We start from the raw sequence: 12,723 nt of genomic DNA, 5'->3' as shown, positions 1-12,723 counted from the left end.
GCGTCGGCCTCGCCCCTTCTTCGATCTGAGCAGGCCGGTCCCGGACGGGGTCGGCCTGTTCCCGTGTCGCCGCATGCCCGAAAGCAAGGAAGGGAAGGGAGGGAAAGGGCTGCGCCCATCGCGGCCCGTCCCGGGGGGCGGTCCTGCCGGGGCCGGCGGTCCGCGCAACGGCTCTGCCGTCCTCCTCTTCGTTCCGGCCCTTCCCGCCCGTCGCGGTGCGACGGGCCCGGTCGGGTGCGCTGGCCCTCCTCATGGCCCCGGCACTGGACCTCCGCGACGGGCCGCGATGGGCGCAGCCCCGAAACGGAGAACAAGAAATGACCGACAGGAAATCCGGCCCACGCGCCGACGTCTATACCCGCATCACCGAACGCATCGTCGCCGATCTCGAAAAGGGTGTGCGCCCATGGGTCCAGCCATGGGGAGCGCGCAACGCCGGCGGCCGGGTCACGCGACCGCTGCGTCACAACGGGCAGCCCTATACCGGCCTCAACGTGCTGCTCCTCTGGTCGGATGCAATGGCGCGCGGCTTCGCCTCGCCGATGTGGATGACCTTCAGACAGGCCTCGGAACTCGGCGGATATGTGCGCAAGGACGAAACAGGCACGACCGTCGTCTACGCCAGCCGCTTCACCAAGACCGAAGTCGACGCGCATGGCGGCGAGGTCGAACGGGACATCCCGTTCCTCAAGGCCTACACCGTCTTCAACTGCGAGCAGATCGACGGTCTTCCCGATCACTACTACCACCGGCCCGAGCCGGCCATCGATCCGGTCGTGCGCATCGCCGAGGCGGAAAGCTTCTTCGCCAACACCGGCGCCGTGATCCGGCACGGCGGCACCAAGGCGTTCTTTTCGCCGTCCAGCGACCATGTGCAGATGCCACCGTTCGAGACGTTCCGCGACGCTGCGAGCTATTACGCGGTGCTCGGCCATGAATGCGTCCACTGGGCCGGCGCGAGCCATAGGCTCAACCGCGACCTCAGCCGCTACCACAAGGATCTCACTGAGCGCGCACGCGAGGAACTTGTCGCCGATATTGGCGCCAGCTTCCTCTGCGCGGATCTCGGCATCGTTCCCGAAATGGAGCTTCGCCCCGACCACGCCAGCTATGTCCAGTCGTGGCTTACCGTGCTGGAGGGCGACGGGAAGGCGATCTTCCAGGCCGCGGCCCACGCGCAGCGTGCCGTCGCCTATCTGCACGATCTCCAGCCGCAGGCGGAGACGGATCGGGAGGCGGCCTAGGTTTCCGCTGACATTGCCGCTGCTGCGCGGCGCTTGCTGGTCGGGTGCCGGCGGCCTGCTTCGGCGCCGGCGCGGAGTCCGCCGCTATACTCGTGATGCCGAGCTTGCCGGGCGGGCACTTCGTTTCTCAAGGTAAGAAATGACCGGATTCGACCCTTAATTGGACATTCGAGCCTCATCGGGAATTCACTGCAAGCTGCCATTCAGACGCCGCAGGTTCCATCCCTTGAGTATTGGCGGGCTGCTGTCTCGGCTTGTGAACGCAAAGCACCGAAGCGGTCTCACGCTGCGTCCGCTGGATCTGTCGAATTGCGCGCTGACCGAGCGGTAAAGCCTTCCTCATTCGTCGGGGCTCCGAACAAGTAGCCCTGGCCTACAGGACAGCCCATGTCGCAAAGCATATCCCGTTGTGCGTCTGTTTCGACGCCCTCAGCGACAACGGTCAGGCCAAGGGCGCGCCCCAACTCGATGACGGCGCGGACGATGATCCTCTTGGAGGACTTCGTCGCCAGTTCGCTAATAAAGGTGCGGTCGACCTTGATCTCCGTGACCGGAAACGTTTCTAGCGAGCGCAGGTTCGAATAGCCCGTGCCGAAGTCGTCGACCGAAAGTCCAACGCCGATCTGCCTCAGGCGCTCGAAGGGGTCTCTCACGCCGGGTGTGTAGTTGAGAAACATACTTTCAGTGATCTCCAGCGTCAGCCATGCGGGTTCGGCGCTGGTCAGATACAGCACACGGTCCAGCATTTCGGCCATGTCGTGCCGCAGGAATTCCCCCGCAGAAACATTCACCGAGAAGCGCAGTGGCTTCTCGCGCTGTGCATTGATGCGTCGGGCAAAGGTCGCGACCGTGGTCAGGCTTTGCTCGGTGAGATCCAGCAGCAGACCCGATCGTTCGGCAGTATCGATGAAACTGCCGGGCAGTTGACTGCCGAAGAGGGGGTGGTTCCAGCGGATCAGCGCTTCGGCCCCAAGCCACTCACCAGTGAGCAGGTCGACCTGAGGCTGGAAATGATACTCGAACTCGTTGTTGGCCACCGCCAGCTTCAACTCCCGCGTCAATCGCACGCGTCGGCGGGCCTGCTCATAGTCCACGTCGCGAAATCGGCGCGGACCAGCCAAGGGGTCGGACTTTGCCGCCCAGAGTGCGGTCCCGGCATTGCGAATGAGCGAAATCGCACTGCTCCCAGGCTGACCGATCGCGTAGCCGATCGCGAAACGAAGGGAGACATTGGCACCTGCCACCACGAAGTCTTCGGCCAGGGCAGCCGAGACCAAAGTGACGATCGCGTCGGCACTTGTCTCATCCGGGAGTTCGAAAGTCAGGGCAAACTCATTCGCCCCCATCCGGGCCACCAGCGCAGCGCCTACATCCCGCAGCCGCCGCCCGGTTTCGGCAAGCAGGGCATCGCCGACTTCGAAACCGTACCCGGTGTTGAGATCGTGAAAGCCAATCGCGTCAAGCTTCATGACGAGAAGCGTCGCAGCGTGCTTTGCAAACTGCGCCTCGGCAGCCAAGAGGAAAGATTGGCGGTTAAGGCAACCCGTCGTGCCATCAAGGTTGGCAGCGCGATCCAGGGCGATTTGCGCCTGCCGGATCGCCGAGACGTCACGCAGTATGCCGACAAAAAAAAGGTCGTCGCGGATCCGGGCAGGTCTGAGGCTGAGGTTGTTCCAGAACGCTGAACCATCCCTCCGATAGTTTCGCAGCGTTGCGTCCACAGGTTCACCCGCCTCGATTGCGGCGCGAATGCGGGCGATCTCCGGTTGATCACGTTCATTGCCCTGCAGGTAGCGGCAGTCCTTTCCCATGACCTCGTTGCGAGTATATCCCGTCAGGCGTTCAAAGGCTTTGTTTACATAGAGCAACGGCGAGTTGGCGCCCAAGCGCTGTGCGATCGCGATCCCGTCGGACAGTCCGTCGACCAGCGTGGGAAGGATCAACCTCATCGCGTCGGAGCCGAGCAGCCCATGTTCGGCCATGGTCGAAGCGCGCTCCTTGAAATCCGATGGACGTAGCGTCTTGAATTTTGCCATGACATGAGAGATGGGCCTCCGCCCGAACCGGAGCAATCCGACGCCCAGGCGGTTTTAGGACAACGGTCAGCCGTTATCGGACAAATTGGGCCTCGCGCCGTCGCCGGAGGTCCGGAATCGATCGCGGTAGTCGGACGGCAACACTCCGACATGCGCGAGGAAGGCACGGCGCATGGCACGCGCCGAACCGAACCCGCTTTTTTCCGCGATCGATGCGATCGGCAGCCGGCTTCCCTCCAGGAGGAAGCGCGCCACGTCGACACGCGTCAGGTCGACATACTCGGACGGCGAAATCCCGACCTCCTGCGAAAAAACGCGCGTAAAGTTCCGGGCGCTCATTGCGGCGATCTTCGCCAGGGCAGTGACCGAGAGGTCCGCCGACGGATGGTTCAGGACATATTGCTGGACTTTGTAAAGGCGGCTGCGGTCGATCGCCTGGGCCGCGAGATGCACGCTGAACTGCGATTGGTCACCTGGTCGCTTCAGGAATACCACCAGTCGGCGCGCGACGTAGAGCGCCACTTCCCGACCCAAATCCTCCTCGACGAGCGATAGGCCGAGATCGATCGCCGCACTGGACCCGGCCGACGTAATCATCGCACCGTCCCGGACGAACATCCGATCGCCTTCGACACGCGCTGTAGGAAAACGCTCAGCGAGCAGGGACGCAAACTGCCAGTGCGTCGTCACGCGCCGGCCTTTGAGCAGCCCCGCCTCACCAAGCACGAATGCGCCCGTACACACAGACCCGTACCGCCGCGTCTGGGGAGCCCTGCCGGTCAACCAGTCAACGACCTGCTTGCCCGGGCTCTGAGGAACTCCCACGCTGCCGGCCACAAGCAGGGTATCAGGGAGATGTGGACACGTATCAAAGGCGAAGTCAGGCAGCACTCGCAACCCGGAGGCGCAGCGGATGACGCGATCAGTCTCGCCAATGATCGAAACTTCGTAGAAGATTGTGCCGGATCTCGCGTTTGCTTCGGCGAACACGTCCATGAGACCCGCAAGTTCCAGCGAGTGGACATCGGCAGGCACGAAAATGACGACGCGCATGAGGATAATCTCCTCACCTTCTGCCAGACCCGAAGTGTTCGACGACATGGGTCGCCGACACCGGTCCATTCTGCAGACGGTCGCATAACGCTGCTAAGTCGTCAAAGTGAAACAGGTCGTATGCCGGCCGGCGCAACGCAGCACCGTACTTATCCTAGAACGTCGACTTGGTACGACAACCAGGACTATTCTCCGTACTGTAGACGCTCATTGTGGAGCATTCTCATCGAAGTCTGTTCGCTTGTGCGAACGACCGCTTTTCGGCGGGGGCTCCCGAAACCCGCCCGTCCGCTTTCCACCCAACAACTGTCGAAGCATTGCCCGATAGGACATCCTTGAAGATACAGCATGCAATCGGGGTGGCATTCGTCATTCAAGTGCATTACATTGCTCTTAGAAGGAGGCGATCATGCCTGCAAACGCATTAGTTCAGACGCGGATCGACGCAGAGGTCCGCGACCGCGCATCGGTCGTCCTGGAAGGAATGGGCCTTACGGTCTCGGACGCGGTCCGCATCCTTTTAACCCGCACGGCCAACGAGGGCGCGCTCCCGCTCGAACTGCTGTCAAACAGCGAGGTCCACGACGCCTGGTTCCGCGCCAAGGTCCTGGAGGCTCTGGAGGACAGCCGCCCCGACATTCCCGACGATGAGGTCGAGGTGCATTTCGCCGAGCGGCGCGCGTCCGCGCGGCGCAAGATGGGTGCCTAGCACGTGAGGCTGACCTGGTCGGCCTTCGCGCTCTCCGATCGCGACGACATCTTCACCCATATCGAAGCTCAGAACCCCGCAGCGGCGGTCGCCATCGACGAGCGGATCGTCGCGGCGGCGCAACGTCTTCGCGATTTTCCCGAAAGCGGCCGCCCGGGCCGCGTCTCCGGTACGCGCGAACTGGTCGTCACAGGAACGCCCTATGTCGCGGCCTATCAGGTGACCGGCGAGACGGTTCGGATCCTGCGCGTGCTGCATGGCGCCGAGCAGTGGCCCGACGAGCTTCCCGACGGCTGAGGTCACGCTGTTTCCGCGCCCGGCAGGGCGCACCGTTGAACCCCCGCCTTCTGGCGTGCTCGCAGCAGGTAGCACGGTTCGGGCGCTTCGACGGCTCGGGACCAACACGGGCATCGTCCTTCACGCTCGGCCGCACCGCGTGATGGTGCTTGATGAAGCAGGCTGAGCAGTTTGACCCGGACGCTGCGCTGGCCGATGTCGGCGAACATTCACCCGGCTGCGGCCTCGGACGTCACTGTCCGCGATGCGGACGGGCTATCAGGGGGCGTTGGCTGGTCGTGTCCGGGCAGGCATCCGGGAGAGGGGAGGGCGGGGGTCGGCGCATTGTTGTCGTCGGCGCTGTCATTGAACGCACCCGATGAGCGTGGGGCCATGTTCAGGCACGGTCCCGCCTTGCGGTTCGGTGCGCCCAGGCGGCCTCGAAAGGGGCTGGTGTGACCGAAGGCCGACTGCGTCTCGATCGCCTTCCCGCAACGATCGGCCCCGGCAATTTTCCGCCGGCGGCTGCGCCGCCTTTGCATCGCGAAGCAAAATAGCCGTTTCCGGCCGCCCTCCACGATGTTTCGGCCCTGCGGGTGCGGGGTCGATCGCCTCCGGTCCTTACACCGCCATCGAGGCCGCGATGGGCGCGGTCCGAGCAAACCGGAAAGGTACCTCTACCATGGCTGTCATCGGCGAATTCACGACCAGCGGCAACAACAGCATCGCCGGCTTCGTCCGCACACTCAACGTCAGTTTCAAGTGCCGATTGAACCCAATCGAGCGCGTATCCCGCGACGCCCCGGATTTCCGCATCACTGCCGGAAACGGCGTCGAGGTCGGCGCCGGCTGGAAGGCCATCTCGGACGACGGCGAGGAATACGTCTCGGTCAAGATGGACGATCCGAGCTTCAACGCTCCGATTTCGGCGGCCCTGTGGCCGAGCGAGAAGGAGGGCGACTATGCCCTGATCTGGAGCCGCCCGAAGCGGCGCGACGCCTGATCCCAAGCGTGAAGGAGCCCCGTCGCAAGGCTGGGCTTCAGCCGCGCACGATGAAGCCGGATCCGGGCATCGAGCCCGGCTCCGGCTTGCAGAGCGCTTAACCGGAAACGGGGGTCTGCTCTGATCGTCCCATCGTGCCATGGCGTTCCGAAGGCCTCAAGGACGAGCGGTACCCCCAATTTTTCAGCCGCCGCCCAAAGGGACGTCGCCAGAAAATCGGCTCCCCCGCCCGCCGCTGGCGGTCGCTGTGCGATCCTTGACCCCTCCGGCCCGCCATGACCGCCGGCGTCGTCCTTCACAAACATTAAGGAGATGACGATGTCGATCGATCAACACATTGAGGAGCTTCGGGCCGAGCTGCGGAACGCCGTCGACCGCGACGAGCGGCGCTGGGTCGAGGAGGAGCTGGCGATGGCACTGGCCGAACGCGAGGCGATCTGGGCCGAGCAGGAAGGCCTCGCCAGCAGCGAGCCGCCCTTTTAAGGACAGCGTCTCATCCGTGACGCGCCAGTGGCCTCGGTCGCCGCCGCCTCCTTACAGCATTTGCACAAGAGCTGTCTTTGCTGTAAATTGCAGCAAAGTCAAAATTATCAGGAGGTTGTTATGCCGCGTTCAGGTAGATCCTATTCCACCAGCGAGTTGTCCCGGAAGTCTGGCGACATCATCGCCGAGGCGCTGCGCCGGCCGGTGACGATCACCCAGCGCAACAAGCCGCGCCTCGTGCTTCTTAACATCGAGGACTATCAGCGGCTGATGCGCCAGTCGGACATGCGGACGGCCGGAACCATCGAGACCATGTCCGACAGCGTGTTCGCCGAGTTTGAGGACGCCGTCGAATCCTATGCGCAAGAGGATGAGACAGGGCGGCCATGAGGTACAACGACTTCCGGATCGCAACCGTCATCCGCTACCCAATCTATGGGCGCGGTAAGCCAGCACCGGCGAGACCGAGGGCCGCAAGGAGCGGGGCCCGTCGCGGTCGGAATACGCATCGCACGTGCGAATGGCGATCTCGTGCTATTTTTTCCGATCACCAGCCTGGAGCCTGAGACGTCGCGGTTCGCGGCGGAGATTCCAGCAATCGAAATGCGCCGCGCCGGACTCGATGCCGACGGGCGTCTCTGGATCATCCTTGACGAGTTCAACTCCGATATCGTCGGCAAGTCCTACTATCTCGAACCCGAGCCGCCGATCGGCCGCTTCAGCAAGGCCTTTTTTCTGCCGCTACTGCGCGATTTCGTTGCGCGGCGGCGCAGGAAAGTCACCGAGGTCAACCGCGTCCGTTAGAGTCGGGCTTGCTGTAGCCGCGCCGCCTCTTCGCCCCGGCGAGTCGGTCGAAGGCGAAGGCCGCTGCCTTCGGTGCGTCGAAGGTCTCCATCATCGACTGGCCGCTCGTGCCGATGCGACCCCAGTTGCGGATGACGGAAGCTCCGCCGAACAGGGTCGGCTGGAGAACGAGCACATAGAAGCGCCGCATGTTTCGCGACGGGTCGATGCGGCGAAGATGAACCGGACTTGCTTCCTCATGTTCCATGACCGGAGCCTCGCTTCCTTCGGAAGCTGCGTCCAATGACATTGTTGAATCGATCCCGTCCGAACGATTCATGATCGTGATGGATAGCTGGACGTAAGGGACTTTGCAGCCTTTTGACTGTTTCCCCCTCAACTTTAGGCCCTCAGATCGGGCTACCTTGTCCGATCCTGCGCCATCGGCCTTGCCATACTGTGCCTCATGGTCGCGTTGTTCCCGAATGGGCTGTGCACGTTGACGCCCCCTTTTGCCAAGTTGACCTGGGACGAACTACGCCACGTCGCATTCGGCGGTTCCCACTCACGAGCTCAGAAAGCAGGAATGGGTACCGCTTCCTGACGAGAGCGCCCTCGCTTTGCGAGAGAAAGGGCTCGCTCCCCAAGCCACGGGTGCAACGGCATTTATGAATCGCGGAAACTGGACTGATTTATTATTATGTGCATTGGCATCCGGACAGAGATCGGTTCTCGAGAAAGCTGATGTCAGCTTTCTTTAGCTGCCTGTCCAGATCCACCGGATAACTCGCCCACCAGCACAAGCAGGGACTCAACGGCTTCCGGCCGCATTCGCGACATGAGCCGCATGAGTTGGATTCGATTTTGCGCCTCCTCCGGAGTTTCACCAAAAAGGTGAGGAGCCGCCGCGAAGATCATCTCCATCGGTTCGAAACCAAGTATTTCACTGAGATGAATCAGGCGGGTGACGTTCAGCTTCGCATCGGCGCGCTCATATCGTCCGTAGACTTGGCCGGAAATTCCCAGCAATTCTGCAAGTTGCTCGCGGGTCAGACCTGCTTTGCGACGAACCTTTGCAAGGAACTCACTGAGGGCAGCGTCCATTTCGCTGAGCGAAACAACACCATCCAAGCCTTCCTTGCGCCATAGCGGTCGCTCGAAGTAATCCGGTTCGCTGGTCTCAACGAGACCGCGTTTCGAGCGAAATTCCTCTAACTCCCGTGCGGCCATTCACCACCCGATTGCCGTTAGCGCGCGACCATCGCGCCATTCGTGATCGACCTTATTGGTCTTGGCCGCGACGTCCCAGCAGCCCGTATAGGTGAATAGCGAAACCCTCCCCGATTGCAAGGTGGGTGCTGCCCTGAAATCGAGGCAAGCCGTTGGGGAGGACAAGCTTATGGAAGTAAGCTTTTAGCTTATATATTTAAGGGATTTACGGCCTATGTGAGATATTTCATTAGCAATGTGCTTGGCAGGATACGGAAAAATGTGTTACATTTTCCTGCAATCGAGGAACCAGTCCTCGATTCCCGGCCTCCGGCCGTAGCCCAACAGGGGGCGTTGATGAGGACGTTGTGGGAATGATTTGCAGGGCCCGTATAAGGCGCGAGCAAGTTGCCCACGTTCGTCTTTCCGACGAAGAGTTTTCGGCTTTGAAAGCGGCTGCAAGACATGCAGACATGTCTGTTTCCGCTTTTCTTCGCTCCCTGGCGCTCGAGGGTGCGGGGAAAGCGCCATTCCTGAGTCCTTATGACGAGGCGCTTTTCCAACTGCTTCGCCAAGACCTGCGCTCGATAGGCAATTGCATGGACCAGTTGACGCGGACCCTGAATATTCGCGGTTTCGTTGCAAGTGTCGAACTTGCTGCGGCGATAAGCGACGCCAGAGCAGTTGCGACCACGGTCGGAGTCGAACTTTCATTGATGACGAAAAGCGCCTCTGTTCGGCGTCGGGGCGGAAGAGGCTGATGGAATTCCTTCCGGGCGCCTTTGAACGTGAGTGGGAGCGACGGCGCGGGGCGCTGCTTCACGAACTCCAGGTAGGACGGGACCGGACGTTCGAATGGAGCTGGCGCAGAAGGGCAGGGACAGCAGACCTAGCCGAAACACCCGGCAGAAGGCGGCGGCGTTCCAGCGGATGGGAGGGCTTGCGGTCCAAGAGCGAAAAGGAACCCGAACGGTCCATGCATCGGCGCTTCGAGGCACTCGCCCGTGGTAGCCAGCCAGTGGTCGTCAAGGTTGCCTCTTACGGAGGAGCAAGTCGTGTTGGTGCGATGATCAACTACGCAGCTCGCGAAGGACAGCTCGCAGTCGAGAACCAGTATGGCGAGCAGATTTCGGGCAGGAGTGCTCTATTGGATATTCGAACCGGGTGGGATCATCTATTGGACAACCGCGCCAGCAGCAGGGACGTCGCTCTCTTCAATGTCGGGCTCGCTCCTGCAGCTTTCCAAGATAGAGACAGCTATTCAGTTGCCCGCAAAATCCTGAAAGCAGGACTTGGTGACCGGCGCTTCGTCTTTGCCATCGATGAAGGACAGGAAAAACTTTCGTTGCGCGGTGTTGTTGTACTTCACGCGGGAACTGGGGAACGTCTGACTGGTGACAGAAAGGCGGCCGAGATTGTCCAACAACGACTTGTCAGAAGTGAATTCGGAAGTTGCATCGAAACATGTTTTCAGTTCCATGGCTATGGCAACGGCGTCCGGTTCGCGACGATGCGTGTGCGCGATCTCGTCGCTCGTTTTGAAGGAGAGGTCCAGGACGAGTCTGGCCGCTCAATCGGCGCGCAGGAAATCGCCAGTGCCCTTGTCCAGCTGGATTGGCGCCATGAAATGCACAGTCGCAAGGGTAGGGATGTCTTGCATCTCATTGTCTCTGCGCGCACCGGAACCGACGTCGTTGCATTTCAAGATGCTGTCAGAGGTTTTCTAGGGGATCAATTTGCAGGGCATCGCTATGTTTTTGCCGTCCATGATCCATCGCACGATCCCAAGAAGGTGGTGGAGGGTGGCCAGCGACCCCATGTTCACGCCCATGCCATCATCACCATGCGCGCCGAAACAGGGGAGCGCATCGTGACCAGCCCACAGGTCTTCCGCAAATGGCGAGAACTCATGGCGGAGAGGGCCCGCGAGCATGGCATCGACATGGAACTAACAGATCGGCGAGATCAGGCGAGCCCACCGGCCTACACACACAATCAGGTACGGCCGGTGAGCTACGCCGGACGGACCAAACATGAAGGCACGAGTGAAGCTGCACAGGCGCGCTACGATGCGAAGCGCCGGAACATCGAGACTTCAACCACAGCTGAGCGCAGCCGTACCTATGTGGCCGCGGCTAAGGCAGTATGGCGCGATCTTGCATGCGTTCCCGAAGACAAGGAACTTAATGCGTATGCAGCTGCACAAGTCGCCCGCTTCAAGATTGCTCGGCACAATATCGAAAGGACATCGTTAGACGTCCACTCGCCAGGTAATGCAGAGATTTTGAAATCCCTCGCCAAAGTAGAAGAGGTCGCCATGCAACGGATGACACGTCCCGAATTTGAGGCATACGAGAGGCAGGTCGAGACCATGCTCACCGGCTTAGAGGCGAACTTCCCACCCTCGGAACGACATGACTATGAAGAGATTGCTGCAGCCGCGCGTGATATTGTCCAAATTCGTAGGGAATATCTGGAGCTTAAGGAACAAGAGACACAAGCACCATTCAATAAGCGACCGGAGAGCCAGAGCGAACCGGCACGCGGAGTCAAAGAAAGATACGAAAGGGAACACGGCGACCCTGAGCGTGAAACCTAGGCGCCGGCTGACGCTAGACATGAAAATCGATCGTACTGCGCCGCTCTAACAGCTTGGCTCAGACCGCCGCAACAAAGAAGGAAAAACCACCCACCTTGGCTGAAACCCCCAACCCAAACCATACAGGAAGGTGGGTCACTTCTCGACGAAGATCGAGACTCAGTCCGCTGTGGAAATCAACAATAGTAGGCCTCATTAGCTGCCTGCCCTTGTATTTGACGGCAATGTGCCCTAAATTTCGGGGCAGATTGCCGGAGTCGGTTTGTGGCCACCGTTACTACTGTCATTGAAGAGGTCTCACGCAAGCTCGGCGGGCCGAGTGTCCTCGGGGCGGATATCCGCTCGCAAGCGGATCTCGCCATGATCGTCCGGCGGAGATTGCCATTGGCCGCGCTAAAGGGGTTGTCGCGGGCAGGTCTCAGCGATCAGGAGATTGAGCGGTTCGTTATACCACAGCGTACACGCCGCCATCGAGCCGACAAGAACCAACCGCTGACGGTTGAAGAGTCCGACCGGGCCGTGAGGTTGGTGCGTGTCCAAGCGCTTGCGGAAGAGACCTTTGCGGACACAGCAAAGGCCAATCGGTGGCTGCGCAAGGAACTGAGCGAATTGGGTGGGGAGACGCCTTTGAGCGTCGCTCAGACCGAGGCTGGCGCCCGCGTCGTGGAAACGATCCTTGGGAAACTTGCGTGGGGCGCCGCAGCCTGATGCGGCTGTGGCGGCTTTCGAGCCTCCAGTATGCGAATGCGCTGGACGGTGGCTATGGCCTTCTATTCGACGGTCGTTGGAACACCGTCGGACATCCCGTGACATATGCGGCGACGTCGCCCTCGCTTTGTATCCTGGAAAAGCTGGTCCACGTTGAAGAGCCCGCGCTCCTGCCAGAACTTGCCATGGTTATGTACGATATCCCGGATGAGATGCCGGTCTCGCATCGAACAACCGATGAGCTTCCTGTTGAGTGGCGGCGGCATGAAGCTATGACGCAGCGCCTTGGCGACGAATGGCTCACGGGAATTGATACCGCGCTGCTCTTCGTTCCATCGGCAATCGTACCGATCGCGGATAGTCCTGATTGCAATGTCTTGATTAATCCTCGCCATTCCGAAGCGACAGCGATCCAGATCGCAAGGATCGAACCGTTTGATCTGGATGTACGGCTATTCAGGGAATGAATCTTCGGGCTAGTCACAGCCGATATTGAAAATAATCGTTGTATTTCAGTTATTTATTAAGTTCCATAAGATAGATTATGCGACTTTTACATATTGGTGGGTGCGTTCTATTTTGAACTGCGACTTCGCAGCGATACCAATGGCTTGTCGTAT

The 12,723-nt window shown here is 60.6% G+C and carries 14 protein-coding genes and 1 pseudogene; 11 read left to right on the top strand and 4 right to left on the bottom strand.

Features of this window, described 5'->3' with window-relative positions:
- Positions 1–317 precede the first annotated feature (317 nt).
- The gene (locus ACODTY_RS20740; RefSeq protein WP_488996094.1) at positions 318–1,244 is read left to right on the top strand and encodes an ArdC family protein; all 927 of its coding nucleotides are present in this window, start codon (positions 318–320) and stop codon (positions 1,242–1,244) included.
- A gap of 281 nt (positions 1,245–1,525) precedes the next feature.
- On the opposite strand, the gene ACODTY_RS20735 is transcribed toward ACODTY_RS20740, so the two are convergent.
- Complete coding sequence (locus ACODTY_RS20735; protein ID WP_488996093.1) at positions 1,526–3,280, bottom strand: putative bifunctional diguanylate cyclase/phosphodiesterase; 1,755 nt, start codon at positions 3,278–3,280, stop codon at positions 1,526–1,528.
- Between the two features lie 66 nt (positions 3,281–3,346).
- Positions 3,347–4,333, bottom strand: a complete 987-nt coding sequence (locus tag ACODTY_RS20730) for a GlxA family transcriptional regulator (protein ID WP_488996092.1) — start codon at positions 4,331–4,333, stop codon at positions 3,347–3,349.
- A gap of 409 nt (positions 4,334–4,742) precedes the next feature.
- Between ACODTY_RS20730 and ACODTY_RS20725 the strand changes: the two genes are divergently transcribed.
- The 6 genes and pseudogenes from ACODTY_RS20725 (at position 4,743) to ACODTY_RS20700 (ending at position 7,608) form a co-directional block, all read left to right on the top strand.
- Positions 4,743–5,042, top strand: coding sequence for a type II toxin-antitoxin system RelB/DinJ family antitoxin (locus tag ACODTY_RS20725; protein ID WP_488996091.1), 300 nt, complete (start codon positions 4,743–4,745; stop codon positions 5,040–5,042).
- A 3-nt stretch (positions 5,043–5,045) separates the two neighbouring features.
- Complete coding sequence (locus ACODTY_RS20720) at positions 5,046–5,339, top strand: type II toxin-antitoxin system RelE/ParE family toxin (protein WP_488996090.1); 294 nt, start codon at positions 5,046–5,048, stop codon at positions 5,337–5,339.
- A 661-nt stretch (positions 5,340–6,000) separates the two neighbouring features.
- Positions 6,001–6,321, top strand: a complete 321-nt coding sequence (locus tag ACODTY_RS20715; RefSeq protein ID WP_488996089.1) for a DUF736 domain-containing protein — start codon at positions 6,001–6,003, stop codon at positions 6,319–6,321.
- A 318-nt stretch (positions 6,322–6,639) separates the two neighbouring features.
- A complete protein-coding gene (locus ACODTY_RS20710; protein ID WP_488996088.1) occupies positions 6,640–6,804 on the top strand; it encodes a hypothetical protein in 165 nt (54 codons plus the stop codon).
- Between the two features lie 120 nt (positions 6,805–6,924).
- Positions 6,925–7,194 carry a type II toxin-antitoxin system Phd/YefM family antitoxin gene (locus ACODTY_RS20705; protein WP_488996087.1) on the top strand — a complete coding sequence of 90 codons (270 nt, stop codon included), beginning with the start codon at positions 6,925–6,927 and terminating at the stop codon, positions 7,192–7,194.
- Positions 7,191–7,608 (top strand): annotated as a pseudogene (locus ACODTY_RS20700) (hypothetical protein). The gene ACODTY_RS20705 and the pseudogene ACODTY_RS20700 overlap by 4 nt, the downstream one beginning before the upstream one ends.
- Here ACODTY_RS20700 and ACODTY_RS20695 read toward each other — a convergent pair.
- Positions 7,592–7,897: a WGR domain-containing protein gene (locus ACODTY_RS20695; RefSeq protein ID WP_488996086.1), complete on the bottom strand. Its 306-nt coding sequence runs from the start codon at positions 7,895–7,897 to the stop codon at positions 7,592–7,594. The pseudogene ACODTY_RS20700 and the gene ACODTY_RS20695 sit on opposite strands and share 17 nt — an antisense overlap.
- A 437-nt stretch (positions 7,898–8,334) precedes the next feature.
- Positions 8,335–8,817 carry a helix-turn-helix domain-containing protein gene (locus tag ACODTY_RS20690; RefSeq protein WP_488996085.1) on the bottom strand — a complete coding sequence of 161 codons (483 nt, stop codon included), beginning with the start codon at positions 8,815–8,817 and terminating at the stop codon, positions 8,335–8,337.
- Positions 8,818–9,170: 353 nt separating this feature from the next.
- Here ACODTY_RS20690 and ACODTY_RS20685 point away from each other — a divergent pair, with 353 nt between their 5' ends.
- The 4 genes from ACODTY_RS20685 to ACODTY_RS20670 all read left to right on the top strand — a co-directional run bounded on the left by ACODTY_RS20685 (position 9,171) and on the right by ACODTY_RS20670 (position 12,570).
- Positions 9,171–9,557 (top strand): plasmid mobilization protein, encoded by a 387-nt coding sequence (locus tag ACODTY_RS20685; RefSeq protein ID WP_488996084.1) that lies wholly within the window; start codon positions 9,171–9,173, stop codon positions 9,555–9,557.
- Between the two features lie 215 nt (positions 9,558–9,772).
- A complete protein-coding gene (locus ACODTY_RS20680; protein WP_488996083.1) occupies positions 9,773–11,395 on the top strand; it encodes a relaxase/mobilization nuclease domain-containing protein in 1,623 nt (540 codons plus the stop codon).
- Positions 11,396–11,659: 264 nt separating this feature from the next.
- On the top strand, positions 11,660–12,103 hold the full coding sequence (locus ACODTY_RS20675) for an Xre family toxin-antitoxin system antitoxin (RefSeq protein ID WP_488996082.1): 444 nt from the start codon (positions 11,660–11,662) through the stop codon (positions 12,101–12,103).
- Positions 12,085–12,570, top strand: coding sequence for an RES family NAD+ phosphorylase (locus ACODTY_RS20670; protein ID WP_488996081.1), 486 nt, complete (start codon positions 12,085–12,087; stop codon positions 12,568–12,570). The genes ACODTY_RS20675 and ACODTY_RS20670 overlap by 19 nt, the downstream gene beginning before the upstream one ends.
- Positions 12,571–12,723 lie beyond the last annotated feature (153 nt).

This window comes from Mesorhizobium sp. FG116 (genome assembly GCF_057809835.1).
The sequence above is the reverse complement of the archived record's forward strand: the minus strand, read 5'-3'. Positions and strand labels throughout refer to the sequence as shown.